The organism is Streptomyces sp. NPDC006207 (assembly GCF_040613835.1).
GTDB lineage: Bacteria > Actinomycetota > Actinomycetes > Streptomycetales > Streptomycetaceae > Actinacidiphila.
Genome location: NZ_JBEXSX010000082.1, coordinates 1 through 25,544 on the forward strand (window position 1 = coordinate 1; position 25,544 = coordinate 25,544).

The 25,544-nt window shown below is 74.6% G+C and carries 25 protein-coding genes; 18 read left to right on the top strand and 7 right to left on the bottom strand.

The window, feature by feature from the left end:
• Window positions 1–637 precede the first annotated feature (637 nt).
• Entirely contained in the window at window positions 638–1,114 is a 477-nt protein-coding gene (locus tag ABZ312_RS39910; protein ID WP_500331142.1) for a hypothetical protein, read from the top strand.
• Window positions 1,115–1,130: 16 nt separating this feature from the next.
• Here the strand turns inward: ABZ312_RS39910 and ABZ312_RS39915 are convergent, their stop codons facing one another.
• Entirely contained in the window at window positions 1,131–2,489 is a 1,359-nt protein-coding gene (locus tag ABZ312_RS39915; protein WP_500439841.1) for a polysialyltransferase family glycosyltransferase, read from the bottom strand.
• Between the two features lie 283 nt (window positions 2,490–2,772).
• On the opposite strand from ABZ312_RS39915, the gene ABZ312_RS39920 reads away from it, so the two are divergent.
• Window positions 2,773–3,138, top strand: a complete 366-nt coding sequence (locus tag ABZ312_RS39920) for a YciI family protein (RefSeq protein ID WP_499513898.1) — start codon at window positions 2,773–2,775, stop codon at window positions 3,136–3,138.
• Between the two features lie 51 nt (window positions 3,139–3,189).
• Entirely contained in the window at window positions 3,190–4,503 is a 1,314-nt protein-coding gene (locus ABZ312_RS39925; RefSeq protein ID WP_500439833.1) for an RNA polymerase sigma factor, read from the top strand.
• Here the strand turns inward: ABZ312_RS39925 and ABZ312_RS39930 are convergent.
• Window positions 4,493–4,759, bottom strand: coding sequence for a hypothetical protein (locus ABZ312_RS39930; RefSeq protein WP_500331138.1), 267 nt, complete (start codon window positions 4,757–4,759; stop codon window positions 4,493–4,495). The two genes, ABZ312_RS39925 and ABZ312_RS39930, sit on opposite strands and share 11 nt — an antisense overlap.
• Before the next feature lie 296 nt (window positions 4,760–5,055).
• On the opposite strand from ABZ312_RS39930, the gene ABZ312_RS39935 reads away from it, so the two are divergent.
• Together ABZ312_RS39935 and ABZ312_RS39940 are read left to right on the top strand one after the other, a co-directional pair.
• Complete coding sequence (locus ABZ312_RS39935; RefSeq protein ID WP_500331137.1) at window positions 5,056–5,682, top strand: histidine phosphatase family protein; 627 nt, start codon at window positions 5,056–5,058, stop codon at window positions 5,680–5,682.
• A gap of 176 nt (window positions 5,683–5,858) precedes the next feature.
• Window positions 5,859–8,576: a SpoIIE family protein phosphatase gene (locus ABZ312_RS39940; RefSeq protein ID WP_500331135.1), complete on the top strand. Its 2,718-nt coding sequence runs from the start codon at window positions 5,859–5,861 to the stop codon at window positions 8,574–8,576.
• A 12-nt stretch (window positions 8,577–8,588) separates the two neighbouring features.
• Here ABZ312_RS39940 and ABZ312_RS39945 read toward each other — a convergent pair whose 3' ends face one another.
• Both ABZ312_RS39945 and ABZ312_RS39950 read right to left on the bottom strand, forming a co-directional pair.
• Window positions 8,589–9,569, bottom strand: coding sequence for an acyl-CoA dehydrogenase family protein (locus tag ABZ312_RS39945; protein ID WP_500331133.1), 981 nt, complete (start codon window positions 9,567–9,569; stop codon window positions 8,589–8,591).
• A 187-nt stretch (window positions 9,570–9,756) separates the two neighbouring features.
• Window positions 9,757–10,908 carry an acyl-CoA dehydrogenase family protein gene (locus ABZ312_RS39950; RefSeq protein ID WP_500439834.1) on the bottom strand — a complete coding sequence of 384 codons (1,152 nt, stop codon included), beginning with the start codon at window positions 10,906–10,908 and terminating at the stop codon, window positions 9,757–9,759.
• A 47-nt stretch (window positions 10,909–10,955) separates the two neighbouring features.
• Between ABZ312_RS39950 and ABZ312_RS39955 the strand changes: the two genes are divergently transcribed.
• The 3 genes from ABZ312_RS39955 to ABZ312_RS39965 are packed head-to-tail and all read left to right on the top strand — an operon-like array spanning window position 10,956 to window position 13,609.
• A complete protein-coding gene (locus ABZ312_RS39955; protein WP_500331130.1) occupies window positions 10,956–11,741 on the top strand; it encodes an SDR family oxidoreductase in 786 nt (261 codons plus the stop codon).
• A gap of 16 nt (window positions 11,742–11,757) precedes the next feature.
• Window positions 11,758–12,405 carry a TetR/AcrR family transcriptional regulator gene (locus ABZ312_RS39960; protein ID WP_500331129.1) on the top strand — a complete coding sequence of 216 codons (648 nt, stop codon included), beginning with the start codon at window positions 11,758–11,760 and terminating at the stop codon, window positions 12,403–12,405.
• Window positions 12,406–12,451: 46 nt separating this feature from the next.
• Window positions 12,452–13,609, top strand: coding sequence for an acetyl-CoA C-acetyltransferase (locus tag ABZ312_RS39965; RefSeq protein WP_500439835.1), 1,158 nt, complete (start codon window positions 12,452–12,454; stop codon window positions 13,607–13,609).
• A gap of 84 nt (window positions 13,610–13,693) precedes the next feature.
• On the opposite strand, the gene ABZ312_RS39970 is transcribed toward ABZ312_RS39965, so the two are convergent.
• Both ABZ312_RS39970 and ABZ312_RS39975 read right to left on the bottom strand, forming a co-directional pair.
• Complete coding sequence (locus ABZ312_RS39970; RefSeq protein ID WP_500439842.1) at window positions 13,694–14,638, bottom strand: SDR family oxidoreductase; 945 nt, start codon at window positions 14,636–14,638, stop codon at window positions 13,694–13,696.
• Window positions 14,635–15,420, bottom strand: a complete 786-nt coding sequence (locus ABZ312_RS39975; RefSeq protein WP_500439836.1) for an SDR family oxidoreductase — start codon at window positions 15,418–15,420, stop codon at window positions 14,635–14,637. Before ABZ312_RS39975 ends, ABZ312_RS39970 begins: the two co-directional genes overlap by 4 nt.
• A gap of 54 nt (window positions 15,421–15,474) precedes the next feature.
• Here ABZ312_RS39975 and ABZ312_RS39980 point away from each other — a divergent pair, with 54 nt between their 5' ends.
• From ABZ312_RS39980 to ABZ312_RS40020, 9 genes are all read left to right on the top strand, one after another.
• A complete protein-coding gene (locus ABZ312_RS39980) occupies window positions 15,475–16,260 on the top strand; it encodes an enoyl-CoA hydratase family protein (RefSeq protein ID WP_500439837.1) in 786 nt (261 codons plus the stop codon).
• Entirely contained in the window at window positions 16,257–17,087 is an 831-nt protein-coding gene (locus tag ABZ312_RS39985) for a CoA transferase subunit A (RefSeq protein WP_500439838.1), read from the top strand. Before ABZ312_RS39980 ends, ABZ312_RS39985 begins: the two co-directional genes overlap by 4 nt.
• Entirely contained in the window at window positions 17,084–17,815 is a 732-nt protein-coding gene (locus ABZ312_RS39990; RefSeq protein ID WP_500359479.1) for a CoA-transferase subunit beta, read from the top strand. The genes ABZ312_RS39985 and ABZ312_RS39990 overlap by 4 nt, the downstream gene beginning before the upstream one ends.
• Window positions 17,815–18,876: an NAD(P)H-dependent flavin oxidoreductase gene (locus ABZ312_RS39995; protein ID WP_500331118.1), complete on the top strand. Its 1,062-nt coding sequence runs from the start codon at window positions 17,815–17,817 to the stop codon at window positions 18,874–18,876. Before ABZ312_RS39990 ends, ABZ312_RS39995 begins: the two co-directional genes overlap by 1 nt.
• Before the next feature lie 593 nt (window positions 18,877–19,469).
• Window positions 19,470–20,987, top strand: a complete 1,518-nt coding sequence (locus ABZ312_RS40000) for a hypothetical protein (protein WP_500439839.1) — start codon at window positions 19,470–19,472, stop codon at window positions 20,985–20,987.
• A gap of 16 nt (window positions 20,988–21,003) precedes the next feature.
• Window positions 21,004–21,894, top strand: a complete 891-nt coding sequence (locus ABZ312_RS40005) for a 1-aminocyclopropane-1-carboxylate deaminase/D-cysteine desulfhydrase (protein ID WP_500331115.1) — start codon at window positions 21,004–21,006, stop codon at window positions 21,892–21,894.
• Window positions 21,895–21,904: 10 nt separating this feature from the next.
• On the top strand, window positions 21,905–22,414 hold the full coding sequence (locus ABZ312_RS40010; protein WP_500331113.1) for a GNAT family N-acetyltransferase: 510 nt from the start codon (window positions 21,905–21,907) through the stop codon (window positions 22,412–22,414).
• Between the two features lie 206 nt (window positions 22,415–22,620).
• Entirely contained in the window at window positions 22,621–23,034 is a 414-nt protein-coding gene (locus ABZ312_RS40015; RefSeq protein ID WP_319138557.1) for an ATP-binding protein, read from the top strand.
• Between the two features lie 22 nt (window positions 23,035–23,056).
• A complete protein-coding gene (locus ABZ312_RS40020; protein ID WP_500331180.1) occupies window positions 23,057–24,025 on the top strand; it encodes an RNA polymerase sigma factor SigF in 969 nt (322 codons plus the stop codon).
• A gap of 42 nt (window positions 24,026–24,067) precedes the next feature.
• On the opposite strand, the gene ABZ312_RS40025 is transcribed toward ABZ312_RS40020, so the two are convergent.
• A complete protein-coding gene (locus ABZ312_RS40025; protein ID WP_500331111.1) occupies window positions 24,068–24,490 on the bottom strand; it encodes a hypothetical protein in 423 nt (140 codons plus the stop codon).
• Between the two features lie 74 nt (window positions 24,491–24,564).
• Between ABZ312_RS40025 and ABZ312_RS40030 the strand changes: the two genes are divergently transcribed.
• Window positions 24,565–25,533, top strand: coding sequence for a diacylglycerol/lipid kinase family protein (locus ABZ312_RS40030; protein ID WP_500331110.1), 969 nt, complete (start codon window positions 24,565–24,567; stop codon window positions 25,531–25,533).
• Window positions 25,534–25,544 lie beyond the last annotated feature (11 nt).

A 25,544-nucleotide genomic window follows, 5' to 3' on the forward strand; every position in this document is an offset into this window, starting at 1 on the left:
CCTGCAGTGCGTTCACCACGGGATGGATTCTTCCTGCTAGCACGTCGGTTGACCCGTACGAGTGAGATCGAGTCTACAGCGGCCCCACCCACCCGACCCGGACCCACACCCCCTCACCTGCACCTTCACCCCGGTGTGCCACGCCGGCCGGACCGAACTGCCGCGAAATGCTTGCCGCGGGGCGCGCCAGGGGCTAGCGTCCAATGTCATCAGACAACTCGTCCGATGGCCATGGACAACGCGGTGCGGACCCGCTTCCGCCCGACCGCCCCACCGGGCTCCCCTGCGAAGGCGGTCCGCACCCCGGAATCCCGACCGTGATTCTGCGCTTCCCCGGGCGGTTTCATCCGGCGTCGCCAAAACTGCCCTCCCTCCTCCGAAACCCGTACCTTCAACGCTCCGGGACGCGGTGCGTCACGCCCGGCGCCGGTGACGTCGGACGGAATCTAGGGGTGATCAACGCCCCCGAAACCCGGTTGCCCAAAACTGGCCGCTTTTGCCCCATCCGATCAAGTGATTCAACGTCATGGGCATTGCTCTCCGCACATGCCGACAGCAGATATATGCATGCTTCGTCGGCTCCCCCGGCCGGACGGTGTCCGTGCGCCGATCACTCGCAGCAGAATCCGGGAGTGGTATGTGCGACGAATTCTGCGGGCCCGCCCTCGCGGCATGGCTCGCCCGAGGAGCCGGTGACCCACGGCGCCGCCTGGACGAGTGGGCCCGCGCCAGGAACCGGGTGACGCTGCTGCCGGCCGGCCACCGGTGGGACGCCGTCAGGATCCCCGAACGACCGGGCCACGAGGTCCTGGCACGACTGCAGGACAGCGCCGCGCCCGTGGGACCCGTCATGTGGGACCGGCGCTGCGGCTTCCTGTACTTCCTGGTGCCGCCGCGCGCCGAGGACGTCTGGTCCCCGCTCGGGCTGCGCTTCCTCGCCCTCGGCGGGTGGCTGGCCGCCGCCGACCCGCGCAGGCCGGCCCGGCACCCGGCCCTGTGGATCCACTCCAGGAACGCCGTGGAACTCACCGGCCCGGCATATCTCTACATCGCCTGCCTGGAGGTGCTGACCGCCGGCGCCCGCTCCCTGCCGCGCGTTCCCGCGCCCCTGTGAGACGGCCGTCGGCCCGTCACACCCGCAGCGCCCGCCCGCGGCGCACGGCACGTACGCCCCGCACGGCGCGCACCACCCGGCGCACGGCGCGGTGACGGCGGAGGGCCTCGGCGCGGACCGGGCTGCCCCCGGGCAGGCGCAGACTGGTGAGGCGGCGCCGCTTGAAGTACTGGGGGTGGCGCGGCAGATGACGGCGGAGCCACTCCTCGGCCTCCGGGCGCAGCCCGGGGTGGAGACGGGCCTGCATGCAGTAGCCCACGGTCCGCAACAGCGGGGCGAGGGTCCCCTCCACCACCTCCGCGGTGAGGGCCGGCGGGCGGCCGACGAGGGCGGCGTCCCGCTCCAGGTCCGGGAGGGCGGCGTCGACGAGGGTGAGCGGGATGCGGTCCTCGCTCTCGTACGGGGCGACCCGGTCCAGCAGCGGCCCGGTGCCGACGCGTGCGGCGGGGATGCCGTGCAGGGCCGCGGCGGTGAACAGGGCGGTCGAGGAACAACCGACGACCAGCGCGGGGCGGAACCGCGCGAGCAGGGCCTCGGCGGCGACGGGCCCCTCCAGGACCGCCAGTTCCACGCCGAGCCCGGCGGCGGCCCTGCCGAGCGAGGACGTCAGGTCCTCGGGCGCGCCGGGATCGGGGGCGTAGACCAACGAGGTGTGACCGGCCGCGACCGCTCCGCAGAGCATGCGCACGTGGAGCCCGGCCTCCTCCCGCCCGTCGACGAGGCCGCTCGCGCTCAGGTGCTCGCCGAGCAGGAGTGCGGTGTGCCGCTCGGGAACCGGCGGGACGAGGGCGGCCATGCCCTGGAGCGTGCTCAGCAGCACGTCCTCGGGGACGGCCACGGGCTCCACCGCGTGCTCGGCGAGCAGCAGCGGGCGCAGCCCCGGCAGCAGGTCGACGTGGAGCAGCCGCGCGATACGGCAACCGAGGCCGGCCGGCAGCCGGTCGGCGGTGGGTCCGTAGCCCTTCAGGCCGGCGGCGTACACGTGGACCGGGCTCTCGGCGAAGATCTCGGCGACCGAGCGGGCGGGCGGCGAGTGCGGCGCCTCACAGACGATCTCCACGGGTCCCTCGCCCAGCTCCCAGGCGAGCCGCAGTGCCCGCTCCCACAGGGTGAGGTCCTCCTCGCGGGGCGACCAGTCGGCCGGGTGGTGCGGGGCGATGGCGGCGTTCCAGGAGCGCACGGCGTCGAACTCGGGCCGCAGCGCCGCGAAGCCCGGCGTGCGGTCGAGGGGCGTGGCGAGCTCGGGGACGGCCGAGACGTCGCTCACCACGAGGAGACGGCGGCGGCCCCCACGGGGTCCGAACAACCCCGCCCGGATGGCCGCCGTGACGGTCGCCGCCGCGTAAGGGGTGGCGGCGAAGAAGATCTGGGTCATCCACTCGTCCTTCGTGTCGCCGCGCGCCCGGCGCGGCATCCGGTCCGGGGCGCGGCGCTGCCGCTCGTGGCCCAGCATCACGGACCGGTTCGTCCCGGTCCAAGCCGTGGCGCCGGATGTCACCGGTCCGAGTGAGCGGGGCCCGGAACGGCCCCGGAGCACGTCCGCGGGAAAAACTTCCTCCGACGTGTCGAGCCGCGCGCCGCCCGTTCGACGCGTAGGCAGGAGCGGGGAGGATCCCCACCCGTGCCTGAGGAACCCGTACCTGAAGAAGGAGAACGCGATGCGTTTCATGTCCCTGATCCGGATCAACGAGGACAACGTCCCCGAGGGCGGCCCCGACGAGCGGCTGATGGAGGAGATGGGCAAGCTCATCGAGGAGATGTCCAAGGCCGGCGTGCTGCTGGACACGGCCGGTCTGCGGCCGACCTCCGAGGGGACCCGGCTGCACTGGGACCACGGGAAGCTGTCCGTCGTCGACGGGCCCTTCACCGAGTCCAAGGAGTTCATCGGCGGCTACGCGATCGTCCAGGCGAAGTCGAAGGAGGAGGCCGTGGAGTGGACCAAGCGCTTCCTGCAGGTCCACGGCGACGCCTGGGAGATCACCTGCGAGCTGCGGCAGGTCGAGGAGGCCCCCGAGCTCTCCTGAGGCGCCCGGAGCGCCGCCGGTTGCCCTCGCCCGGAGCGGCTGCTCTGATGGGTGGCTGTGACGGCTTCGGCTCCAGGTACCGATGACGCCCGCCGCGCGATCGAGGCGGTGTGGCGGATCGAGTCGGCCCGGGTGATCGCCGGTGTCGCGCGGATCGTGCGCGACATCGGCGTCGCCGAGGAGCTCGCGCAGGACGCCCTGGTCGCCGCCCTCGAACAGTGGCCGGGCGCCGGCGTCCCGGACAACCCCGGTGCCTGGCTGACGACCACGGCGAAGCACCGGGCGATCGACCTCGTCCGCCGCAAGGAGGTCTTCGCGCGCAAGCTCCGGGAACTCGGCCACACCCTGGAGGGCGGCCAGGCGTACGAGCCCGACTTCGCGGCCGCCGAGGCGGCCGCCGAGGCGGCCGCCGACGGCGACATCGAGGACGACCTGCTGCGGCTGGTCTTCACCGCCTGCCACCCGGTGCTGTCCACCGAGGCCCGCGTGGCGCTCACCCTGCGGCTGCTCGGTGGTCTGACCACCGCCGAGATCGCGCGCGCCTACCTCGTCCCCGAGGCGACCGTCGCCCAGCGCATCGTGCGGGCGAAACGGACGCTGGCGAAGGCGGACGTGCCCTTCGAGCAGCCGCACGGGCCCGACCGGGTCGAACGGCTCTCCTCCGTCCTGGAGGTCATCTACCTGGTCTTCAACGAGGGCTACTCGGCGACCGCGGGCGACGACTGGATGCGCCCGGCGCTGTGCGAGGACGCGCTGCGCCTCGCCAGGGTGCTGGCGGGGCTGATGCCCAAGGAGCCCGAGGCCCACGGCCTGGCCGCGCTGCTGGAGATCCAGGCCTCCCGTTCTGCCGCCCGCACCGGCCCGGACGGGCAGCCCGTCCTGCTGGCCGACCAGGACCGGCGGCGCTGGGACCAGCTGCTGATCCGGCGCGGCTTCGCCGCACTGGCGCGCGCAGAGGCGGCGGGCGGCCCGCCGGGCCCGTACGCGCTGCAGGCCGCCATCGCCGCCTGCCACGCCCGCGCCCTGCACGCGCCGGACACGGACTGGCGGCGGATCGCCGAGCTCTACGCGGCCCTGGCACAGCGCGCGCCGTCCCCGGTGGTGGAACTCAACCGGGCGGTCGCGGTCACCATGGCGTACGGACCGCAGGAGGGGCTCGCGCTCGTGGACGGGCTCACCGACGAGCCGTCGCTGCGCGGCTACCACCTGCTGCCGAGCGTCCGCGGTGACCTGCTGGAGCGGCTCGGCCGGTACGCCGAGGCCCGCGAGGAGTTCCTGCGCGCCGCCTCCCTGACGCGCAACGAGCGCGAGCGCGCCCTGCTGGTCGAGCGCGCCGCCCGGGCGAGCCTGGCGGCTAAGGGGTAGGCGGCCGGGCGCCGGGTCCCGGGCCGCGGCGGCGGCCGGCGGTGCCGTCGATGGCCTCCACGACCGGGTGGCGGTGCGCCTCGGACCCGCGCAGGGCGTGCAGCATGACGAGCATCATCAGCGGGCACATCAGGGCCACGGCGAGGATGAAGATCGCACCGATCGGCACACCGAGCCCCACCGCGACCACCACCGCGGCCGCGGCGACGAGCCCGTACAGCCCGTAGTGCCGGCCGGTCGCCCTCGTCCTGTCCATCGCGGCCTCCCGCGGTCTCGCCGACGGCGTGGATTTCATCGTACGGCCGCGGGCGCGTGCCGCATCCGGACGCCGACGGCCCCTGCGCGGGGCCCGGGTGACGGGCGGGCCAGGGGGACGGCGCGCGCCCCCGCAGTCACCCGCGGACTCCCGCGCGCCCTCACCGAGGGGTGCCGGGCGGGTGGACATACGTCCCGCTCATGGGATCATCCTGCGGTGCGCCGCCCGCCGCGCGGCGGGAACCGCGGCCCGCACGCGGGACACCCGACGTCGTCGACACCCGAGAGGGACAGGGCATGACCGGAACGGCGAGCCGCTACCTCTACCTCACCCGGCACGCAGAGGCGCTGCCGGACGGGAGCGGCCTGACGGAGAACGGCTTCCGGCAGGCCGGACTCCTCGGCGAGCGGCTGGGGGGCTCCCCGGTCTCCGCCGTCCACCACGGTCCGCTGCCCGGGGCAGCGCAGTCCGCGGCGCTGATCGGCGAGCGGCTGGGGAACGGGGTGCCCGTGACGCCCAGCGAGCTCGCGGGGGACTACCCGCCGTACTTCCCCGCGGAGTCCGAGCTGCCGCCGGACAGCGCGTACTACCTCTCCCGCTTCCTCGACCACTTCTCCGCCGAGGAGCGCGCCTGGGGACCGCACTGGGCCGCCGGGGCGCTGACCCGCTTCGCCGGGCCGATGGCGGCGGGCAAGGCGGCGCACGAGCTGGTCGTGACCCACAACTTCCTGATCGGCTGGCTGGTCTCGGCGGCGCTGGACGCGCCCCGCTGGCGCTGGCTCAGCCTCAACCACGCCAACGCCGCCCTGACGGTGATCCGCTACACCCCCGGCCGGCCGAACTCGGTGCTGCTCCTCAACGACATGCGGCACCTCCCGGAGGAACTGCGCTGGACCGGTTTCCCGGCCGAGCTGCACTTCTGACGGCGGTCGCCCGGCTCCTCGCCGGCCACCCGACACCGGGCCCCGCGCCGCGCCGTACGCCCCGCGCGCAGGCCCGGCACCCGGTCCGGGGACCTTGTGGCCTATGGCAACCTCAAACCGGGCAGTGTTAGAAATGTCGGCATGGTCGACGTTTTCGACCGATTCGGGGCGTCACAATGCGGTCACTGACCGAGAAGAGCCCGCGGAGCGTCGCCGGACAGGTCTTCATCCTGCAGGTGGCGATCGTCGTGCTGCTCGTGGCGGGCGGCGTGTTCGCGCTCGTCGTGCAGTCCCGGCACGACAGCGAGCGCGAGGCCGTGAACCGTTCGATCGCGGCGGCGAGCACCTTCGCCCGCTCCCCCGGCCTGGTGGACGTGCTGAAGGAACCGGACCCCTCCAAGACCCTCCAGCCCATCACCGAACTGGCCCGCAAGGAGGCCGGGGTCGACTTCATCGTGGTGATGGACACCAAGGGGATCCGCTACACGCACCCCATCCCCGGCCGGATCGGCCAGCAGTTCGTCGGCACCATCGGGCCGTCCCTGCAGGGCAGGGTCTACACCGAGAGCGTGCAGGGCCCGCTCGGCCACGAGGTCCAGGCGGTCGTGCCCGTCTTCGACCCCGTCGACGACCCGCACGGCCAGGTCGTGGCACTGGTGTCGGCCGGCATGAAGGTGAAGAACGTGACCGGCGTGGTCGCCAAGCAGCTGCCGATCATCCTCGGCGCCGGCGCGGCCGCGCTCGCCCTGGCCATGGGCGGCACCGCCCTGGTCGCCAGACGGCTGCGCCGGCAGACCCACCGCCTGGACGCGGCCGAGATGACCCGCATGTACGAGCACCACGACACCGTGCTGCACTCCGTGCGGGAGGGCGTGCTCATCGTCGACGAGGACGGTCGGCTGCTGCTCGCCAACGACGAGGCCAAGCGCCTGCTCGACCTCGCCCCCGACGCCGAGGGCCGGCGGATCACCGACCTGCACGGGCTCGACCCGGGCACGGTCGAGCTGCTGACCTCCCAGCGGGTGGCCACCGACGAAGTGCTGCCGGCCGGCGACCGCCTGCTGGCGGTCAACCAGCGTCCCACCGACGGCCACGGCGGCCCCAAGGGCACGATCGTGACCCTGCGCGACTCCACGGAGCTGCAGGCGCTGTCCGGCCGTGCCGAGGACGCCAGGCAACGCCTCAAGCTGCTCTACGACGCGGGCCTGGGCGTCGGCACGACCCTCGACGTGGTGCGCACCGCCGAGGAGCTGGCGCAGGTCACCGTGCCGCGCTTCGCCGACTTCGTCACCGTCGACCTGGCCGACCCGGTGCTGCGCGGCGAGGAGCCCAGCGGCACCGCCGGCTCCGACATGCGCCGCACGGCCGTCAACGGCATCCGCTCCGACGCCCCGCTCTACCCGCTCGGCAGGCTGATCGACTTCCTGCCCTCCACCCCGCAGGCGCGCGGCTTCGGCAGCGGCCGCGCGGAGATCGTCGCCGACCTCTCCGCGGACGCAGGCTGGCTCGCGCAGGACCCCGAGCGCACGGACCGGGTCGTGGGGTACGGCATCCACTCGCTGATCGCAGCCCCGCTCAAGGCCCGCGGCGTGGTGCTGGGCATCGCCAACTTCTGGCGTTCGGAGAAGCCGGAGCCGTTCGACGAGGAGGACCTCTCGCTCGCCGAGGAGCTCGTCGCCCGCGCCGCGATCAACATCGACAACGCGCGCCGCTACACCCGCGAGCACGCCTTGGCCGTCACCCTGCAGCGCAGCCTGCTGCCGCGCGCGCTGCCCGAGCAGAGCGCCCTGGACGTGGCCCACCGCTACCTGCCCGCGCAGTCCGGCGTCAGCGGCGACTGGTTCGACGTGATCCCGCTCCCGGGCAACCGGGTGGCGCTCGTCGTCGGCGACGTCGTCGGCCACGGCCTGCACGCCGCCGCCACGATGGGGCGGCTGCGCACCGCGGTGCACAACTTCTCCACCCTCGACCTGCCGCCCGACGAGCTCCTCGGGCACCTGGACGACCTGGTCGGCCGCATCGACCAGGACGAGTCCGGCACCGGCGTCGGGGCCGGCGTCATGGGTGCCACCTGCCTGTACGCGATCTACGACCCCGTCTCACGGCGCTGCGTGATGGCGCGGGCCGGGCACCACCCGCCCGCCCTGGTCCGCCCCGACGGCGGCGTGGAGTTCCCCGACCTGCCCGCCGGGCCGCCGCTGGGCCTGGGCGGCATGCCGTTCCAGACGGCGGAGCTGGAGCTGGCGGAGGGCACCCAGCTGGTCCTGTACACCGACGGGCTGATCGAGGACCGCAGGCGGGACCTCGACGTCGGCATGGAGATGCTGAAGCAGGCCCTGGCCGCCCACCCGGACCGGCCGCCCGAGGAGAGCTGCCAGGCCGTGCTGGAGGCGCTGCTGCCGGGCCGTCCCAAGGACGACGTGGCGCTGCTCATCGCCCGCACCCGGTGCACCCCCGCCGATCACGTCGCCGAGTGGGACGTGCCCCTCGATCCCGCGGCCGTGTCCGGGATGCGGGCCGCCGTCGCGGAGAAGCTGGACGAGTGGGGCCTGTCGGAGCTGGCGTTCGGCATGGAACTGGTGCTCAGCGAACTGATCACCAACGCGATCCGCTACGGTTCCGCGCCCATCAGGGTCCGGCTGCTGCTGGACCGCACGCTGACCTGCGAGGTGTCCGACGGCAGCAGCACCTCGCCGCACCTGCGCTACGCCGCCACCACCGACGAGGGCGGCCGCGGGCTGTTCCTGGTCGCGCAGGTCGCCGAACGCTGGGGCACCCGCTACACCCCCGAGGGCAAGGTGATCTGGGCGGAGCAGCCGCTGCCCGCCTGGGCGGACCGCGCCCTGGACGCGGGCGCCCGGCTGACGGGCGCGGTCGACGCCTCGACGCGGTGAACGCCCCGGGGCTCAGCCGGACGTCTGCGCCAGCACACGGGCCCGGCACCGGGCCGGCGTACCCCAGGCGGAGCGCAGCGCGCGGGCCTTGGTGAGCCACAGGGACAGGTCGTACTCGGCCGTGTAACCGAGGGCGCCGTGCAGTTGCAGCGCGGTCCGCGCGGCCCGGTACGCGGCCTCGCCGCAGGCCACCTTCGCGGCGGCGACGTCGGCGCCGGTCCCGGTCACGGCAGCGCCGTGCAGCAGGGGCCGGGCGAACTCCAGGGCGATCAGGGTGTCGGCCAGCCGGTGCTTGACGGCCTGGAAGGAGCCGACCGGCACCCCGAACTGGTGGCGCCGCCGCACATGGTCGACCGTACGGACCAGCAGCGCGAGCCCGACGCCGAGCGCCTGGGCCGCCGTGACGAGCGCCGCCCGGTCGGCGGCCCGGGCGGCCGCGGCCGCGACGGCGGGCCCGGCGGCCAGCACCGCCGCGGTGCCCTCCTGCGGGACGGCCAGACGCCGGACGGGGTCGAGGGAGGCCAGGACCGGGCCGTGGTGGCGGGCCAGGAGCAGCCGGTCGCCGCTCACGACCAGGACGGCGTCGGCGGCGTCGGCGTCGAGGGCGTGGCCGCCCTCCGGCGCGGCGAGGCCCAGCACGGCCCGTCCCGCGGCGACGCGGGGCAGCCACTCCTTGGCCGGCCCCGGGTCGGGCAGCGCGTCCAGGAGCGCGGCGGCGGCCACCGTCTCGACGACCGGGCCCGGTACGGCGTGCCGCCCCAGCTCGACGAAGGCGAGGGCGAGCTCGACGGAGCGCGGGCCGTAGCCGTCGTACGCCTCCGGCACGGCGAGCGCGAAGAGACCGGCATCGGCCAGCCGGGCCCACAGCCGCCGCCCCGGTGCGTGCTCCCCCGCGGCCCAGGCACGCGCCGCCTCCGGCGTCCCGGCGGCGCCGAGCATGCGGTCCAGGGCGTGGGCGAAGTCCGCCTGCTCCACGGTCGGCAGGAACCTCATCGGCGACGCTCCCTCGGCAGCCCGGGCAACCGCTCGGCGACGATGTCGCGCTGCATCCCGCTCGCACCCGCACACGCAGGACGACGCGAGCCACCAGCGCCGTACGCCCCGGCACGGCCGGCGCCAAGCACCCGGCAGCAGCAGGCCGGACCGTACTCCCCCACGCCCCGGGCGCCCGGCGGGAACCTCATCCGCGACGCCCCCTCGGCAGCCCGAGCAACCGCTCGGCGACGATGTCGCGCTGGATCTCGTTCGTACCGGCGTAGACGGGCCCCGCGAGCGCGAACACCCAGCCCTCGGCCCAGGGGCCCCCGGCCGCTTCCCCCGGCGGCCCCAGGAGGTCCAGCGCGGTCTCGTGCAGGGCGATGTCCAGCTCGGACCAGAAGACCTTGGTGAGGCTGGACGCGCCTGCCTCCGGTGCGCCGCCCTCGGCGGCGCGGGCGGCGCCCGCGTAGGCGGCCAGCTGGTACGCACGGGCGCCGATCAGCGCGTCCGCGACACGGTCGGCGGCGGCCGGGTCCGCGTCCTCGCCGCAGGAGTGCCACAGGGCCGCCAGGCGGCGGGCGGCCGCCGTGAAGCGGCCGGGGCTGCGCAGGGTGAGGCCGCGCTCGTCGGCCGCCGTGCTCATGGCGACCCGCCAGCCGTCGCCGGGGGCGCCGACCACGTCGGCGTCGGGCACGAAGACGTCGTCCAGGAAGAGTTCGGCGAAGGCCGGCTTCCCGTCGAGGCGGGCGAGCGGCCGCACGGTCACCCCGGGCGCGTCGAGCCCGAACATCAGGTAGGTCAGTCCCTGGTGCGGCCGCGGCGCCCCGGGGTGGCTGCGGAACAGCCCGAACGCGCGGTCGGCGAAGGCGGCGCGGGAGGACCAGGTCTTCTGGCCGCGCAGCAGCCAGCCGCCCTCGGTGCGGGTGGCCGTGGAGCGCAGCGACGCCAGGTCGGAACCCGCCTCCGGCTCGGACCAGGCCTGCGCCCAGATCACCTCGCCGCGCGCCATGGGCGGCAGGACGCGGTCGCGCTGCTCCTGGGTGCCGTGCTCCAGGAGGGTCGGGCCGAGCAGGCTGATCCCGTTCTGGCCGACCCGGCCGGGCGCCCCGGCGGCGTGGTACTCCTCCTCGAAGACCAGCCACTGGAGGAGCGTGGCGTCCCGCCCCCCGTAGGCGGCAGGCCAGGAGACGACCGACCAGCGGTCGGCGGCCAGCCGGCGCTCCCAGGCGCGGTGGGCGGCGAAGCCCTCGGCCGTCTCCAGGGAGGGCAGCGGGACGGCGGGGACGTGCGCGGCGAGCCAGTCCCGGGCCTGGTGCCGGAAGGACCGTTCCTCCGCGGTGAAGTCGAGATCCACCCGCTCCCCCTTCCCTAACAAGTGTTTGGTAGATTAACGTCGACGGCGTGACTCCACCACCCCCGTACCACCCGGGCCACGCGCTGCTGGCGGACCGCACCGCGGTCGTCACCGCGGCGGCGGGCACCGGCATCGGCGGCGCGACGGCCCGGCGCCTCCTGGAGGAGGGCGCCCGGGTGGTGATCGGCGACGTCCACCAGCGGCGGCTGAAGGAGTGCGCGGCCGCCCTGGCGGACGAGTTCGGGCCGGACCGGGTCGCCGCGCTCCCCTGCGACGTCACGGACGAGACCCAGGTCGCGGCGCTGCTCGACCTCGCGGAGCGCCGGCACGGGCGGCTGGACGTCGTGGTCAACAACGCTGGCCTCGGCGGCACCGCCGAACTGACCGAGATGACCGACGGGCAGTGGGCGGAGGTCCTCGACGTCACCTTGACCGGCACCTTCCGCTGCACCCGCGCCGCACTGCGCCGTATGAAGGCCTCCGGTGCCGGCGGCGTCATCGTCAACAACGCCTCCGTCGCCGCATGGCGCGCCCAGGCCGGGCAGGCGCACTACGCCGCGGCCAAGGCCGGGGTCATGGCGCTCACCCGCTGCGCGGCGGTGGAGGCGGCGGCGTACGGGGTGCGGGTCAACGCCGTCTCTCCCAGCCTCGCCATGCACCCGCACCTGGTGAAGGTCACCACCGCCGGCCTGCTGGCGGAACTGACCGCGCGCGAGGCCTTCGGCCGCCCCGCGGAACCCTGGGAGGTCGCCAACGTGATCGTCTTCCTCGCCTCCGGCTACTCCTCGTACATGACCGGGGAGGTCGTCCCGGTGAGCAGCCAGCACGCGTGAAGCGAGAATGATCCCCGTGCCGAAGACCACTCCGAAGACCACGCCGAGGACCGCGAAGAGCCCCGCGGGGGCCACGGCCCCCTCCGACGGGCGCCGCGCCGAACTCCTCGCCATCGCCGCCAGGGTGTTCGCCGCCCAGGGCTACGACGCCACCACCGTCCGGCGGATCGCCGACGAGGCGGGGATGCTCGCGGGCAGCCTCTACTACCACTTCGACTCCAAGGAGTCGATGCTGGACGAGATCCTCTCGGCCTTCCTGGACGAGCTGTGGGCCGGGTACGAGGACGTGCTCGCCGCCGGCCTCGGCCCACGGGAGACCGTCGAGGCCCTGGTCACCGAGTCCTTCCGGGAGATCGACCGGCACCTGGACGCCGTCGCGATCTACCAGCGGGAGGCCCGGCAGCTGGCGTCCTCCCAGCCCCGCTTCGCCTATCTCGGCGATTCGCAGCGCAGGTTCGAACGGCTCTGGCTCGGGACGCTGGAACGCGGCGCCGCCAACGGGGTGTTCCGCGCCGACCTCGACCTGCGGCTGGCCTACCGCTTCATCCGCGACACCGTCTGGGTCGCGGCGTCCTGGTACCGGCCGGGCGGGCAGCACAGCCCCGAGGAGATCGCCCGGCAGTACCTGTCCATGGTGCTGGACGGCGTCACCGTCAGGGAATGACGCAGCCGCACCCGGTCCACCACCCGGTCCCCACGGAGGAGCAGTCATGGCCGAGGCCTACATCGTCGAAGCGGTCCGCACCCCGGTCGGCCGGCGCGGCGGCGGGCTGTCCGCGGTCCACCCCGCCGACCTCGGCGCCCATGTGCTGAAGGCGCTGGTGGAACGCTGCGGGGTCGACCCGGCCGCGGTCGAGGACGTCGTCTTCGGCTGCCTCGACCAGGTCGGCCCGCAGGCGGGCGACATCGCCCGCACCAGCTGGCTGGCGGCCGGGCTGCCCGAGGAGGTCCCCGGCGTGACCGTCGACCGCCAGTGCGGCTCCTCCCAGCAGGCCGTCCATTTCGCCGCCCAGGGCGTGCTGTCCGGCACCCAGGACCTCGTCGTGGCGGGCGGCGTCCAGAACATGTCGGCCATCCCCATCGGCTACGCCAACCACCGGGCCGTCGAACCGCTCGGCATGACCGCGGGCCCGTTCTCCGGCTCCGAGGGCTGGCGCGCCCGCTACGGGAGCACCCCGGTGAGCCAGTTCCACGGCGCGGAGCTCATCGCCGCGAAGTGGGGCATCACCCGTGAGGCCATGGAGGAGTTCGCGCTGCGCTCCCACCGGCGGGCGGTCGCCGCCATCGACGGGGGCCGATTCGACCGCGAACTCGCCCCCTGCGCCGGTGTGACCGCCGACGAGGGCCCGCGCCGCGACACCACTGCGGAGAAGATGGCCGGCCTCAAACCCCTGGTGGAGGGCGGGCGGCTGACCGCGGCCCTGTCCTCCCAGGTCTCGGACGGGGCCGCCGCCATGCTCATCGCCTCCGAGCGCGCGGTCCGCGAGCACGGGCTCACCCCTCGGGCGCGGGTCCACCACCTGTCGGTGCGCGGCGAGGACCCCATCCGCATGCTCTCCGCACCCATCCCGGCGACCGCGCACGCCCTGAAGAAGACCGGGTTGACCATCGACGACATCGACCTGGTCGAGATCAACGAGGCCTTCGCCCCCGTCGTCCTGGCCTGGCTCAAGGAGACCGGCGCCGACCCCGGCCGGGTCAACGTCAACGGCGGCGCCATCGCGCTGGGCCATCCGCTCGGCGCCACCGGCGTGAAGCTGATGACCACCCTGCTACACGAACTGGAGCGCACCGGCGGGCGCTTCGGACTGCAGACGATGTGCGAGGGCGGCGGCCAGGCCAACGTCACGATCATCGAACGGCTCTGACCCGCCGGCCGGACGACCGGGAAGCCGAGCCCGGCATCGGCGCGACCGCACCGCGACGCGGGGGCCCGTGTCACCGCCCCCGCGTCACTCCCCCGCCGCCCGCGCCCCGTACACCCGCCCGGGGGGCTCCGCCGCCGCGAGCAGCTTCACGGCGGCCTCCCCCGCCTCCGCGGGCGTCCAGCGGGCGCCCCGGTCGGCGGTGGGCCCCGGCCGCCAGCCCTCCATGACCGTGATGCGGCCGCCCTCGGCCTCGAAGACCCGCCCCGTGACACCGGCCGAGGCGGCCGACCCGAGCCAGACGACGAGCGGCGAGACGTTCCCCGGCGCCATGGCGTCGAAGGCGCCTGCCCCGGGCGCGGCCATGGCCTCGGCGAAGACCGCCTCGGTCATCCGGGTCCGGGCCGCCGGGGCGACGGCGTTGACCCGTACCCCGTACCGCGCCAGTTCGGCGGCGGCCACCAGGGTCAGGCCGACGACGCCCGCCTTGGCGGCCGCGTAGTTGCCCTGCCCGACGCTGCCCAGCAGCCCGGCACCGGACGTGGTGGTGACGATCCGCGCGTCAGGGGTGCGGCCCGCGCGGGTCTCGGCCCGCCAGTGCGCGGCCGCGTGCCGCAGCGGCAGGAAGTGGCCGGTGAGATGGACCCGCAGGACGGCGTTCCAGTCGTCCTCGTCCAGGTTGACGAGCATCCGGTCACGCAGGAAGCCCGCGTTGTTGACCAGGGTGTCCAGCCGCCCGAACGCCTCCAGTGCGGTGGCGACGAGGGACGCCGCCCCCTGCGGGGTGGCGATGTCGCCGTCGTGCACGACGGCCTCACCGCCCCGGGCGCGGATCTCGGCGGCCACCTCGTGGGCGGGCGCGGCCGAACTCCCGGCGCCGTCCGGCCCGCCGCCGAGGTCATTGACCACGACCCGGGCGCCCTCGGCGGCGAACGCCAGGGCGTGCGCCCGGCCCAGCCCGCGTCCCGCACCGGTGACGGCGACCACGCGCCCGGCGCAGATGCCCGTCGTGGCGCCGCCCTGCGCGGTCATCCCGCCCATCCCGCTCCCCTTCCGTCCCCGGCCGCGGCGAGGAACGCCGGGGCCTCGCCGCCGCCGTGCAGGTGCAGGCTGGCGCCGCTGATGTAACGGGCCCGCTCGGAGGCGAGGAAGACACAGGCGTCCCCCACCTCCACCGGTTCCGCGAGCCGCCCGAGCGGCACCGTGCGCTCCACGGCGGCGACGCCGCCCTCGTCCCCGTAGTGCAGGTGCGACGACTCGGTGCGGACCATGCCGAGCACCAGGGTGTTGACGCGGATCAGCGGGGCCCATTCGACGGCCATGGAGCGGGCCAGGCTCTCCAGGCCCGCCTTGGCCGCGCCGTAGGCCGCCGTTCCCGGTGAGGGGCGACCGCCGCTGACGCTGCCGATCATCACGACCGCACCGCCCCCCGGTTGACGGGCCATCACCTGGTGGACGGCGAGCGAGGCGTTGAGCGGCGCCAGCAGATTGAGCTCGACGACCCGCGCGTGCCGTTCGGGTCCCGCCTCGCCGAGCAGCCGGTAGGGCGTCCCACCCGCGTTGTTGACCAGGACGTCGATGCGCCCGTACGCCTCCGCCACCGCGCGGAGGACCTCCGCGGTGGCGCCCGGATCGCGCAGGTCCACCGCGCGGAAGTCGGCTCCGTCGGGCGGCGGCCCGGGCGGCGGGCGGCGGGCGCAGACCACGACGCGGGCGCCGGCCTCCGCGAACGCACGGGCGATGCCGGCGCCGACCCCGCGCGTGCCGCCGGTGACGACGGCGACTCGGCCCGACAGATCGACAGTCATGCTCACGCCGGAGTACCTTTCCCCTAACAAACGTTTGGTGGAAAGGTAGCTGATCCACGGATGACTGTCTCCACCGCGCACCCCGAACCCGGCGTCGCCGCCGTCACCGTCGACCACCCGCCGGTCAACGCCCTGCCCGTAAGCGGCTGGTACGAGCTGGCGGACGCCCTGCGCGCCGCCGGCCGCGACCCGGGCACCCGCTGCGTCGTCCTGCGCGCCAAGGGCCGCGGCTTCAACGCGGGCGTCGACCTGAAGGAGATGCAGCACACCGCGGGCCACACGGCCCTGATCGGCGCCAACCGCGGCTGCTACGAGGCCTTCGCCGCCGTCTACGAGTGCGAGGTGCCGGTCGTCGCCGCCGTGCAGGGGCACTGCCTGGGCGGTGGCATCGGTCTGGTCGGCAACGCGGACGCCGTCGTCGCCGCCGAGGACGCCTCCTTCGGCCTGCCCGAGCTGGACCGCGGCGCCCTGGGCGCGGCCACCCACCTCGCGCGGCTGGTCCCCCAGCACTTGATGCGCACGCTCTACTTCACCTCCCGCACCGTCACCGCCGCCGAACTCCACCGCCACGGCTCGGTCTGGCAGGTCGTGCCCCGCGGGGAGCTCGACGCCGCGGCCCTCGCCCTCGCCCGCGAGATCGCGGCCAAGGACGGCGAGCTGCTCCGCCTCGCCAAGGCCGCCATCAACGGCATCGACCCCGTCGACGTCCGCCGCAGCTACCGCTTCGAACAGGGCTTCACCTTCGAGGCCAACCTCAGTGGCGTCGCGGACCGGCACCGCGACGCCTTCGTGTCGGGTTCCGGGTCCGGATCCGGGTCCGGGTCCGGAACCGGGGGGCGACGATGAGCGGCAAGGTCATGACCGCGGACGAGGTGGCGGCCGAACTCCGCTCCGGGATGACCGTCGGCATCGGCGGCTGGGGCTCCCGCCGCAAGCCGATGGCCCTGGTGACGGCCGTCCTGCGGTCCGGCGTCACGGACCTGACGGTCGTCTCCTTCGGGGGCCCGGACGTCGGCCTGCTGGCCGCGGCGGGCCGGATCCGCAGGCTGGTCACCGCCTTCGTCACCCTGGACTCGATCCCGCTCGAACCGCACTTCCGCGCCGCCCGGCAACGCGGCGCCCTGGAACTCACCGAGCTGGACGAGGCCATGATGATGTGGGGCCTGACCGCGGCCGCCCACCGGCTGCCCTTCCTGCCGGTGCGCGCCGGGCTCGGCTCCGACGTGATGCGGGTCAACCCCTGGCTGCGGACGGTCACCTCGCCCTACGACGACGGGGAGGAGCTGGTCGCCGTCCCCGCGCTGCACCTGGACGCCGCCCTGGTCCACCTCAACCGCGCCGACGCCCGCGGCAACGGCCAGTACCTCGGCCCGGACCCGTACTTCGACGACCTGTTCTGCGAGGCGGCGGACGCCGCCTATGTGTCGTGCGAACGCGTCGTGGACACCGCAGACCTGCTCAAGGCGGCCGGCCCCCAGTCCCTCCTGGTGAAGCGGCAGTTCGTCACCGGGGTCGTCGAGGCCCCGCACGGAGCCCACTTCACCTCCTGCGTCCCGGACTACGACCGCGACGAGGACTTCCAGCGGGAGTACGCCCGGGCCGCCGCCGATCCCGCCGCCTGGACGGCCTTCGCGGAACGCCTGGTGTCCGGCGCGGGGAAGGAGCGGCCGTGAACCCCACCCGCGCCGAGTACGCCGTCGTCGCCTGCGCCGAGGCGTGGCGTGGCGACGGTGAGGTGCTGGCCGCCCCCATGGGGCTGATCCCCTCCCTGGGCGCGCGGCTGGCCCGGCTGACCTTCGCAACCGGCCTGCTGCTCACCGACGGTGAGGCCCTCCTCCTGGACGCGGCGGGCGAGGTGGAGGGCTGGCTGCCCTACCGGCAGCACCTGGCCCTGGTCACCGGCGGGCGGCGGCACGTCATGATGGGCGCGAGCCAGCTCGACCGGTACGGCAACCAGAACATCTCGTGCATCGGCGACTGGCGGCGTCCCGCACGGCAACTGCTGGGGGTGCGGGGCGCGCCCGTCAACACGCTCAACAACCCGACCAGCTACTGGGTGCCTCGGCACTCGCCCCGCGTCTTCGTCGAACGCGTCGACATGGTGTGCGGCGTCGGCCACGACAGGGCGGCCGCCGCCGGCCCGTCCGCCACCCGGTTCCACGACGTCCGGCGGGTCGTCAGCGACCTCGGCGTCTTCGACTTCGAGACCGCCGAACGCACCATGCGCGTCCGCTCCCTGCACCCCGGGGTGAGCCCGGCCGCGCTCCAGGAGGCCACCGGCTTCCCGCTGCCGGTCCCCGCGCACCCGCCGCGCACCCGCGCGCCCGGCGCCGAGGAGCTGCGGCTGATCCGTACCGTCCTCGACCCCGAGGGGCTGCGGGAGCGGGAGGTGCGGGCCTGATGGAGACCGCGCTGACCCGGCTCATCGGGGTCCGCCACCCCCTTGTGCAGACCGGCATGGGCTGGGTCGCCGGTCCCCGACTGGTGTCGGCGACGGCGAACGCCGGCGCGCTCGGTATCCTCGCCTCGGCCACCATGAGCCCGCAGCGGCTGCGCCGGGCGGTGCGGGAGGTACGGGAGCGCACCGAGGGGGCGCCGTTCGGGGTCAACCTGCGGGCGGACGCGGGGGACGCCGCGGAAAGGGTGCGCATCATCGTCGAGGAGGACGTCCGCGTCGCCTCCTTCGCGCTGGCCCCCACCCGTGAGCTCATCGGCCGCCTCAAGGACGCGGGGGTGGTCGTCATCCCCTCCGTCGGCGCGCGGCGGCACGCCGAGAAGGTCGCCGCCTGGGGCGCGGACGCCGTGATGGTGCAGGGCGCCGAGGGCGGCGGCCACACGGGGAACGTCGCCACCACGGTGCTGCTGCCCCAGGTCGTGGACGCCGTCGGCATCCCCGTGATCGCGGCGGGCGGCTTCTTCGACGGCCGCGGCCTGGCGGCCGCCCTCGCGTACGGCGCGGCGGGCGTCGGTATGGGCACCCGCTTCCTGCTCACCTCCGACAGCCCGGTGCCCGACGCCGTCAAGGCCCGCTACCTGGCCGCGTCCGTGCGGGACGTCGTCGTCACCGACCGCGTCGACGGGCTGCCGCACCGCATGCTCCGCACCGACCTGGTGGCCGCCCTGGAGCGCTCGGGGAAGGCGGCCGCCCTGCTACGGGCCCTGCGGCACGCGGCGGCCTTCCGCCGCGTCTCGGGGATGGGCCCGCGCGCCATGGTCCGCGACGGACTGGCGATGCGGCACGGCAGAAAGCTGACCTGGAGTCAGACCCTGCTCGCCGCCAGCACGCCGATGATGCTGAAGTCCGCGATGGTCGACGGCCGCCCGGACCTGGGGGTGATGGCCGCCGGGCAGGTCGCGGGCGTGATCGGCGACCTGCCCTCCTGCGCGGAACTCGTCGCACGCGTCATGGCCGACGCCGAGGACGCCCTCGCCCGGCTGGCCTCCCTCGCCACGCCCGCCTGAGGGCCCGTGGCGGGCCCCCACGCGGCCGCCCGGTCACGCCGCGGCAAAAGCGGTACCCGCGGACCGCTGACGCCCCCTCGCGGCGACACGTGCCTCCGGCGTGCAGGCCCCCGTGCCGTGTCCGGCCGCCGACGACGACGCCCGGCCCTATCGCGGCTGTAGCCGCATGCCGCAGCCGACTCCGCGACGGCGGCAATGCCCCGGGCACTGTGGGCGCCCGCCGAACTTGCGCAAGAGCTCGTCCTCGCCGCCAAGGGCCTCGCCGAGCAGACCCAGCCGATCCCGGCGATGCTCCCGCCGCGGCTGCCGGCCTATGAGGTCACCGATGCCCACGGCCCGGGGCCCAGACGCACCGCGAGCGCTGCCAAGGCCGAGGGAGGCTCGCTGCGACGGGCACGCCACCCCTCATGGCCCGGCCGAGCGGAGCGGCCCGGCACACGGACCGGCGAAGGCGCCATGTCTCCTGCTCGTCCCCGCCGGCGGCGCCACCCGGGCGAACGGGCCCGGCGGCGCTCACCCCACCGGTCGAGCCGCCCCCGGGGAGCGGCGCGCCGCCTTGATCACGTGCGTCACGGCTGTTGCCATGACGCACTATGGCGACGACGCATGAGCTGACGTCACCGGATGCCCGGCCCCGCGCGCGCCACGCCGCACCGCCGCGCAGCCGCCCGCACTCCGAGGTCCATCTGCTCGCCTCCCTGGCGGCGCTCTTCACCGTGGTCCAGCTCCTCCTGGTCGTCGCGCCCGGCATGGGCCTCGGCTGGGACGAGTCGGTCTACGTCAGCCAGGTCTCCCCGGACATCCCCTCGGCGTTCTTCAGCGCGCCCCGCTCCCGGGGCGTGCCGGTTCTCGTCGCGCCGATCGCGCTGCTGACCGCGTCGACCCTCGCGCTCCGGATCTATCTGGCGGTCCTGTCGGGCGCGGCCCTGTTCCTGGCCCTGTGGCTGTGGCGGCCGCTGCTCGGCACCCGGGTGGTGGCGCTGGCCGGGCTGCTCTTCACCGGGCTGTGGGTGACCCTGCTGTACGGCCCCCAGGCGATGCCCAACCTCTGGGTCGCGCTGGTGGCCCTGATCGCGGTGGGCTGCTACCTGCACGCGGCGGCGCCGGGCCACACCGGCCGGGGCGCGCTCGCCGGGCTGGCGGCGGCGTTCGCCGCGCTGACCCTGCTGCGCCCGCACGACGCCGCCTGGCTGGCCCTGCCCCTGGGCGTCGCCGCGCTCTTCGTGCGTGGCCGGCGCCGCCCGGTGCTGCTCGCGGCCATCGCGGCCGGGGTGCTGCTGGGCGGCGCCCAGTGGGTGGTCGAGGCGTTCACCAGCTACGGCGGCATCCTGGCCCGGATGGACCGCGCGAACGCCATCGAGGGCGGCCTCGGCTGGCACCTGGCGTTCGCCGACCAGCTCAGCACCCTGGACGCGTCGCACACACTGTGCCGCCCCTGCGACGCCGTCTGGCAGCACAAGGGTGACGCCGTATGGTGGTTCGCCCTGCCCGCCCTGGTGGCGGCCGGGGTCGCCCTCGCGCCGCGGCGTGAGGGGCAGGCCCCCGGGGCGCGGTTCCTGCCGGCGGTGTGCGGCCTGTCCCTTGCGCTGCCCTATCTGGTGCTCATCGACTACGCCGCACCGCGCTTCCTGCTCCCCGCGTACGCCCTGCTCGCCCTGCCCGCGGCCCAGTGCCTCCTCCTGCTCCCCGCGCGGGTACGGCCGGCGCTGCGCCCGGCCGTCACCGGCGCCGTGGTCGCCGTCGTGCTCGCGCAGCTCGTCACCCAGCAGATCGTGCTCCACCGCGCGGTGCGCAGCTCGACCATCGGCAACGAGGACTACGCCCGCATGGCCGCGGAACTGAACCGGCTGGGGGTGCGCCCGCCGTGCCTGGTGACCGGGCCGATGGCGACGCCCGTCGGCTACCAGGCGCGCTGCGCCTCCGGCCAGACCGCGGGGAACAACGAGAACCTGACCCCGGCCGGCATCCTGCGCCTGGCCCGCACCCAGCCCGTCGCCGTCCTCACCCCGCGGGGCGGGCAGCCGCCCGCGTACGCGCGTGACTGGCCCTCCCGCCCGCTGCCGGACCTGAACTACCACCAGGGCTACCGCGTCCACCTCTCGCCCAGGTGACGGCCACAATGGACGGGTGATCCCGGACGTCCGCCTGCCCTCCCCGCTGGTCGAGCTGCGCGACGACGAACGGCTGGCCGGGCGCGGCGTCCGGATGCTCGTCAAGCGGGACGACCTGATCCACCCCGACCTGCCGGGCAACAAGTGGCGCAAGCTCCACCTGAACCTGCGGGCCGCCCTCGACGGCGGCCACCGCCGCCTGCTGACCTTCGGCGGCGCCTACTCCAACCACTTGCGCGCCACCGCCGCCGCGGGCCGGCTGCTCGGCATCGCCACCACGGGCGTCGTCCGCGGCGACGAGCTGGCCGGACGCCCGCTCAACCCCTCCCTCGCGCGGGCCGCCGCCGACGGCATGCGGCTGCACTTCGTCGACCGGGGCACCTACCGCCGCAAGGACGAACCGGAGGTCCTGGCGGCCCTCCTGGACCGTCTGGGGCCCGCCTACGTCGTCCCCGAGGGCGGCAGCAACGCGCTCGCCGCACGGGGCTGCGTGGCGCTCGGCGAGGAGCTGCGCGGCAGGGCGGACGTCGTGGGCGTGGCCTGCGGGACGGGCGGCACCCTGGCGGGCCTGGCGGCCGGAGTGGATCCGGGGCAGCGGGTCATCGGGTTCCCGGTCCTCAAGGGCGGCGGTTTCCTGGCCGGGGAGATCCGCCGGCTCCAGGAGGCGGCCTTCGGCGGGCCGCGCGGGTCCTGGCTGCTGGACGAACGCTTCCACCACGGCGGCTACGCCCGTACCTCGCCCGAGCTGGATGCGTTCGCGGCGGACTTCGGCACGCGGCACGGCTTCGTCCCGGACTCCGTCTACGTCGCGAAGATGCTCCACGGCCTGTTCTCGCTGGCGCAGGAAGGTGCCTTCGCGCCCGGGACGACGGTCGCGGCCGTCGTGACCGGGCGGCCGACCGGTTAGCCTTGCTGGCATGATCCGAGCCGCGACACCTGCCGACGTCACGGAGATCCACGCGATGATCCGCGAACTCGCGGAGTACGAGCGGGAGCCGGACAGCGCGCGGGCCACCACGCAGCAGCTCCACGACGCGCTCTTCGGCCCGGATCCGGCCGTCTTCGCGCTCCTGGCCGAGGACGACGCCCTGGGCGCGCCCGTGGGCTTCGCGCTGTGGTTCCGGAACTTCTCCACCTGGACCGGGACCCACGGCGTCTACCTGGAGGACCTGTACGTGCGCCCCGCTGCGCGCGGCGGCGGCCACGGCAAGGCCCTGCTCGCCGGACTCGCCGCCATATGCGTGGAACGGGGCTACGAACGTTTCGAATGGTCCGTGCTGGACTGGAACGAGCCGTCCCTCGCCTTCTACCGTGCGATGGGCGCCCGTCCCCAGGACGAATGGACGGTGCAACGACTGACCGGCGACCCCCTTCGCGCCCTCGCTGAGCAGGCACGTGTCAACAAAGCGACATCTCTTTCGATTTGACACCGCAGACCACTAGCGACGTTGCGTGCTCGTGCGCCTACTATGGGTGACAGCCATGGGGTGCCGGGTCAGGGCTCATTCATGGCGGCGACCGTGCTCCGTCCGGGCGACACCGGGGTACGGATCGCGATAGCGTCGCTGGCGAACCGAATCAGATCCAGTGCAATGCCGATGTGGGCAGTGCGTGTGCCACCTTGGAGGTGAGGGTGTCCCAGATCGCAGGCGAGCCCGGGTCGAAGGACTTCGTCGAGGTCCGGCTGCCCGCGGCGGGGGCCTACCTGTCGGTGCTGCGTACGGCGACGGCAGGACTTGCGGCCCGCTTGGACTTCACCCTCGACGAGATCGAAGACCTGCGCATCGCCGTGGACGAGGCGTGCGCCATCCTGCTCCAGCAGGCCGTCCCGGGGTCCGTGCTGAGCTGCGTCTTCCGCCTGGTCGGGGACGCCCTGTGGGTGACCGTGTCGGCGCCCACCACTGACGGCCGCGCCCCGGAGCGCGACACCTTCGCCTGGACCGTGCTGTCCGCGCTGGCCGGCGAGGTGGACTCCAGCGTGGCCGACGACAAGACCGTGAGCATCGCCCTGCACAAGAAGCGCGGTGCCGGACCGGGACAGCTGTAACGGGGGAATCGCCGTGAACGATCTGGAAGGCAGCACGCCGGGGGTGCGGGGCCGCCCCGTACCCGCCCCTGCGGCGCGGCGCCAGGAGGCGCGGCCGCATCCCGGTACCGGGCCCGTGTCCGGCCCCGGGAGCAGTGACGCGGCCGGGCAGACGGATCAGGCGGATCGGGCGGATCGCATGGCGCAGGAGCAGCAGGAGCAGGACCACGGGCAGGTGCAGCACGGGCACCACGAGACCCACGACCGGGCCGGGGCCCGGGCGCTCTTCGTGGAGCTCAGCAAGCTCCCCCCGGGCTCCCCGGAGCGCGCCGAGCTGCGCAACCGGCTGGTCCGCATGCACCTGCCGCTGGTCGAGCACCTCGCCCGGCGCTTCCGCAACCGGGGCGAGCCGCTCGACGACCTCACCCAGGTCGCCACGATCGGGCTGATCAAGTCCGTGGACCGCTTCGACGTGGACCGCGGGGTGGAGTTCTCCACCTACGCGACCCCCACCGTCGTCGGCGAGATCAAGCGGCACTTCCGCGACAAGGGCTGGGCGGTCCGTGTCCCGCGCCGTCTGCAGGAGCTGCGGCTCGCCCTCACGACGGCGACCGGCGAGCTCTCGCAGCAGCACGGGCGGGCCCCGACGGTGCACGAGCTGGCCGAGCACCTGAAGATCACGGAGGAGGAGGTCCTGGAGGGCCTCGAATCCGCCAACGCCTACAGCACGCTCTCCCTGGACGTGCCCGACACCGACGACGAGTCGCCGGCCGTCGCCGACACCCTCGGCGCCGAGGACGACGCGCTGGAGGGCGTGGAGTACCGGGAGTCGCTCAAGCCGCTGCTGGAGCAGCTGCCGCCGCGCGAGAAGAAGATCCTGCTGCTGCGCTTCTTCGGGAACATGACCCAGTCGCAGATCGCCCAGGAGGTCGGCATCTCCCAGATGCACGTCTCCCGGCTGCTGGCCCGGACGCTGGCCCAGCTGCGCGACAAGCTCCTGGTCGAGGAGTGACGGTACGGCGGAGGTGACGGCGGCGCCCCCGGGCGCCGCGGCTCACTGCTCGGCCGTACGCCCGATCCCGAGGGCGTCGGTGGCCGCGGGGTGAACGAGGAGCACCAGCTCGGCGACGGCGGCCACTCCCAGCGCGGCACCGGCGGCGATCATGACGCCACCCGCCTGCACCATGCTCCAGGCGACGGGGAGCGCGACGAGCTGGATGATCAGCGCGGGGCCGCGGCTCCAGCGGCGCGCGTGCCAGAGCCCGAACGCGGCCGCCAGCGGCATGGCCGCCAGGGCGAGGACGGTCACGCCTCCGGCCTCCGCCTGGCGCGGGCTGTCGGGGTCGCCGAGGATCCCCAGGGCCAGCATCGCGATCCCCCAGGCCGCCAGGGCGGCGCCTTCCAGTGCCGCGACCGCGGCCGCCGCCGCGAGGCGGCGCGTACGGCCCGGCTGCGCGGGCTTCTCGTTGCCACTCACCCCAGCAGGGTAGCCGCCGCGTCCTGGCCACCAGGGGTGCGGCCCGGTACCGCCCGGTAGGTACCCTGGCGGGCATGCGCGCCCTTCTCGTGGTCAACCCAGCCGCCACCACCACCAGCGCCCGGACGCGTGACGTACTCGCGCACGCGCTCGCCAGCGACCTGAAGCTGGAGGTCGCCGCGACCGAGTACCGCGGCCACGCCCGCGACCTCGCGCGGCAGGCCGCGGAGGGCGGGGAGATCGAGCTGGTCGTCGCCCTGGGCGGGGACGGCACGGTCAACGAGGTGGTCAACGGTCTGCTGCACAACGGCCCCGACCCCGACGGCCTGCCGAAGCTCGCGGTGGTGCCCGGCGGGTCCACGAACGTGTTCGCGCGCGCCCTGGGGCTGCCCAACGACGCCGTGGAGGCGACCGGCGCGCTGCTGGACGCGCTGCGCGAGCGCAGTTCCCGCACGGTCGGCCTGGGCCTGGTGAGCGGAACCCCGGGCACGGAGGACGAGGGGGTGCCGGCACGCTGGTTCACCTTCTGCGCCGGGCTGGGATTCGACGCGGGTGTGGTGGGACGGGTGGAGCAGCAGCGCGAGCACGGCAAGCGCTCCACCCACGCGCTCTACATACGCCAGGTCGTGCGCCAGTTCCTCACCGAGCCGAACCGGCGCGCCGGCGCGATCACCCTGGACCGGCCGGGCGAGGACCCGGTGACCGACCTCGTGCTCGCCCTGGTGTGCAACACCGCGCCGTGGACCTACCTGGGCAACCGCCCGATCTACGCCTCGCCGCGCGCGTCCTTCGACACCGCCCTCGACGTGCTGGGACTCTCCCGGCTGACCAGCGCGGCGGTCACCCGCTACGCCACCCAGCTGCTCCGTTCGACCCCGGAGCGCGGGCCGCAGGGCAAGCACGCGACCTCCCTGCACGATCTGACGGACTTCACCTTGCATTCGCAGGCGCCACTGCCGTTCCAGGTGGACGGAGACCACCTGGGACTGCGAATGAGCGCAACCTTCACAGGCGTACGCCGTGCACTGCGTGTGATTGTGTAAGCAGAAGGACA

Bases quoted from the DNA above. Each gene is read 5' to 3' on its own strand.
- ABZ312_RS40000 (WP_500439839.1), top strand. From the start codon at position 19,470: ATGGCGACGACGCATGAGCTGACGTCACCGGATGCCCGGCCCCGCGCG.
- ABZ312_RS39935 (WP_500331137.1), top strand. From the start codon at position 5,056: ATGACCGGAACGGCGAGCCGCTACCTCTACCTCACCCGGCACGCAGAG.
- ABZ312_RS40030 (WP_500331110.1), top strand. From the start codon at position 24,565: ATGCGCGCCCTTCTCGTGGTCAACCCAGCCGCCACCACCACCAGCGCC.
- ABZ312_RS39985 (WP_500439838.1), top strand. From the start codon at position 16,257: ATGAGCGGCAAGGTCATGACCGCGGACGAGGTGGCGGCCGAACTCCGC.
- ABZ312_RS39915 (WP_500439841.1), bottom strand. From the start codon at position 2,489: ATGACCCAGATCTTCTTCGCCGCCACCCCTTACGCGGCGGCGACCGTC.
- ABZ312_RS39980 (WP_500439837.1), top strand. From the start codon at position 15,475: ATGACTGTCTCCACCGCGCACCCCGAACCCGGCGTCGCCGCCGTCACC.
- ABZ312_RS39930 (WP_500331138.1), bottom strand. From the start codon at position 4,759: ATGGACAGGACGAGGGCGACCGGCCGGCACTACGGGCTGTACGGGCTC.
- ABZ312_RS39945 (WP_500331133.1), bottom strand. From the start codon at position 9,569: ATGAGGTTCCTGCCGACCGTGGAGCAGGCGGACTTCGCCCACGCCCTG.
- ABZ312_RS40010 (WP_500331113.1), top strand. From the start codon at position 21,905: ATGATCCGAGCCGCGACACCTGCCGACGTCACGGAGATCCACGCGATG.
- ABZ312_RS39970 (WP_500439842.1), bottom strand. From the start codon at position 14,638: ATGACCGCGCAGGGCGGCGCCACGACGGGCATCTGCGCCGGGCGCGTG.
- ABZ312_RS39965 (WP_500439835.1), top strand. From the start codon at position 12,452: ATGGCCGAGGCCTACATCGTCGAAGCGGTCCGCACCCCGGTCGGCCGG.
- ABZ312_RS39940 (WP_500331135.1), top strand. From the start codon at position 5,859: ATGCGGTCACTGACCGAGAAGAGCCCGCGGAGCGTCGCCGGACAGGTC.
- ABZ312_RS39910 (WP_500331142.1), top strand. From the start codon at position 638: ATGTGCGACGAATTCTGCGGGCCCGCCCTCGCGGCATGGCTCGCCCGA.
- ABZ312_RS39920 (WP_499513898.1), top strand. From the start codon at position 2,773: ATGCGTTTCATGTCCCTGATCCGGATCAACGAGGACAACGTCCCCGAG.
- ABZ312_RS39995 (WP_500331118.1), top strand. From the start codon at position 17,815: ATGGAGACCGCGCTGACCCGGCTCATCGGGGTCCGCCACCCCCTTGTG.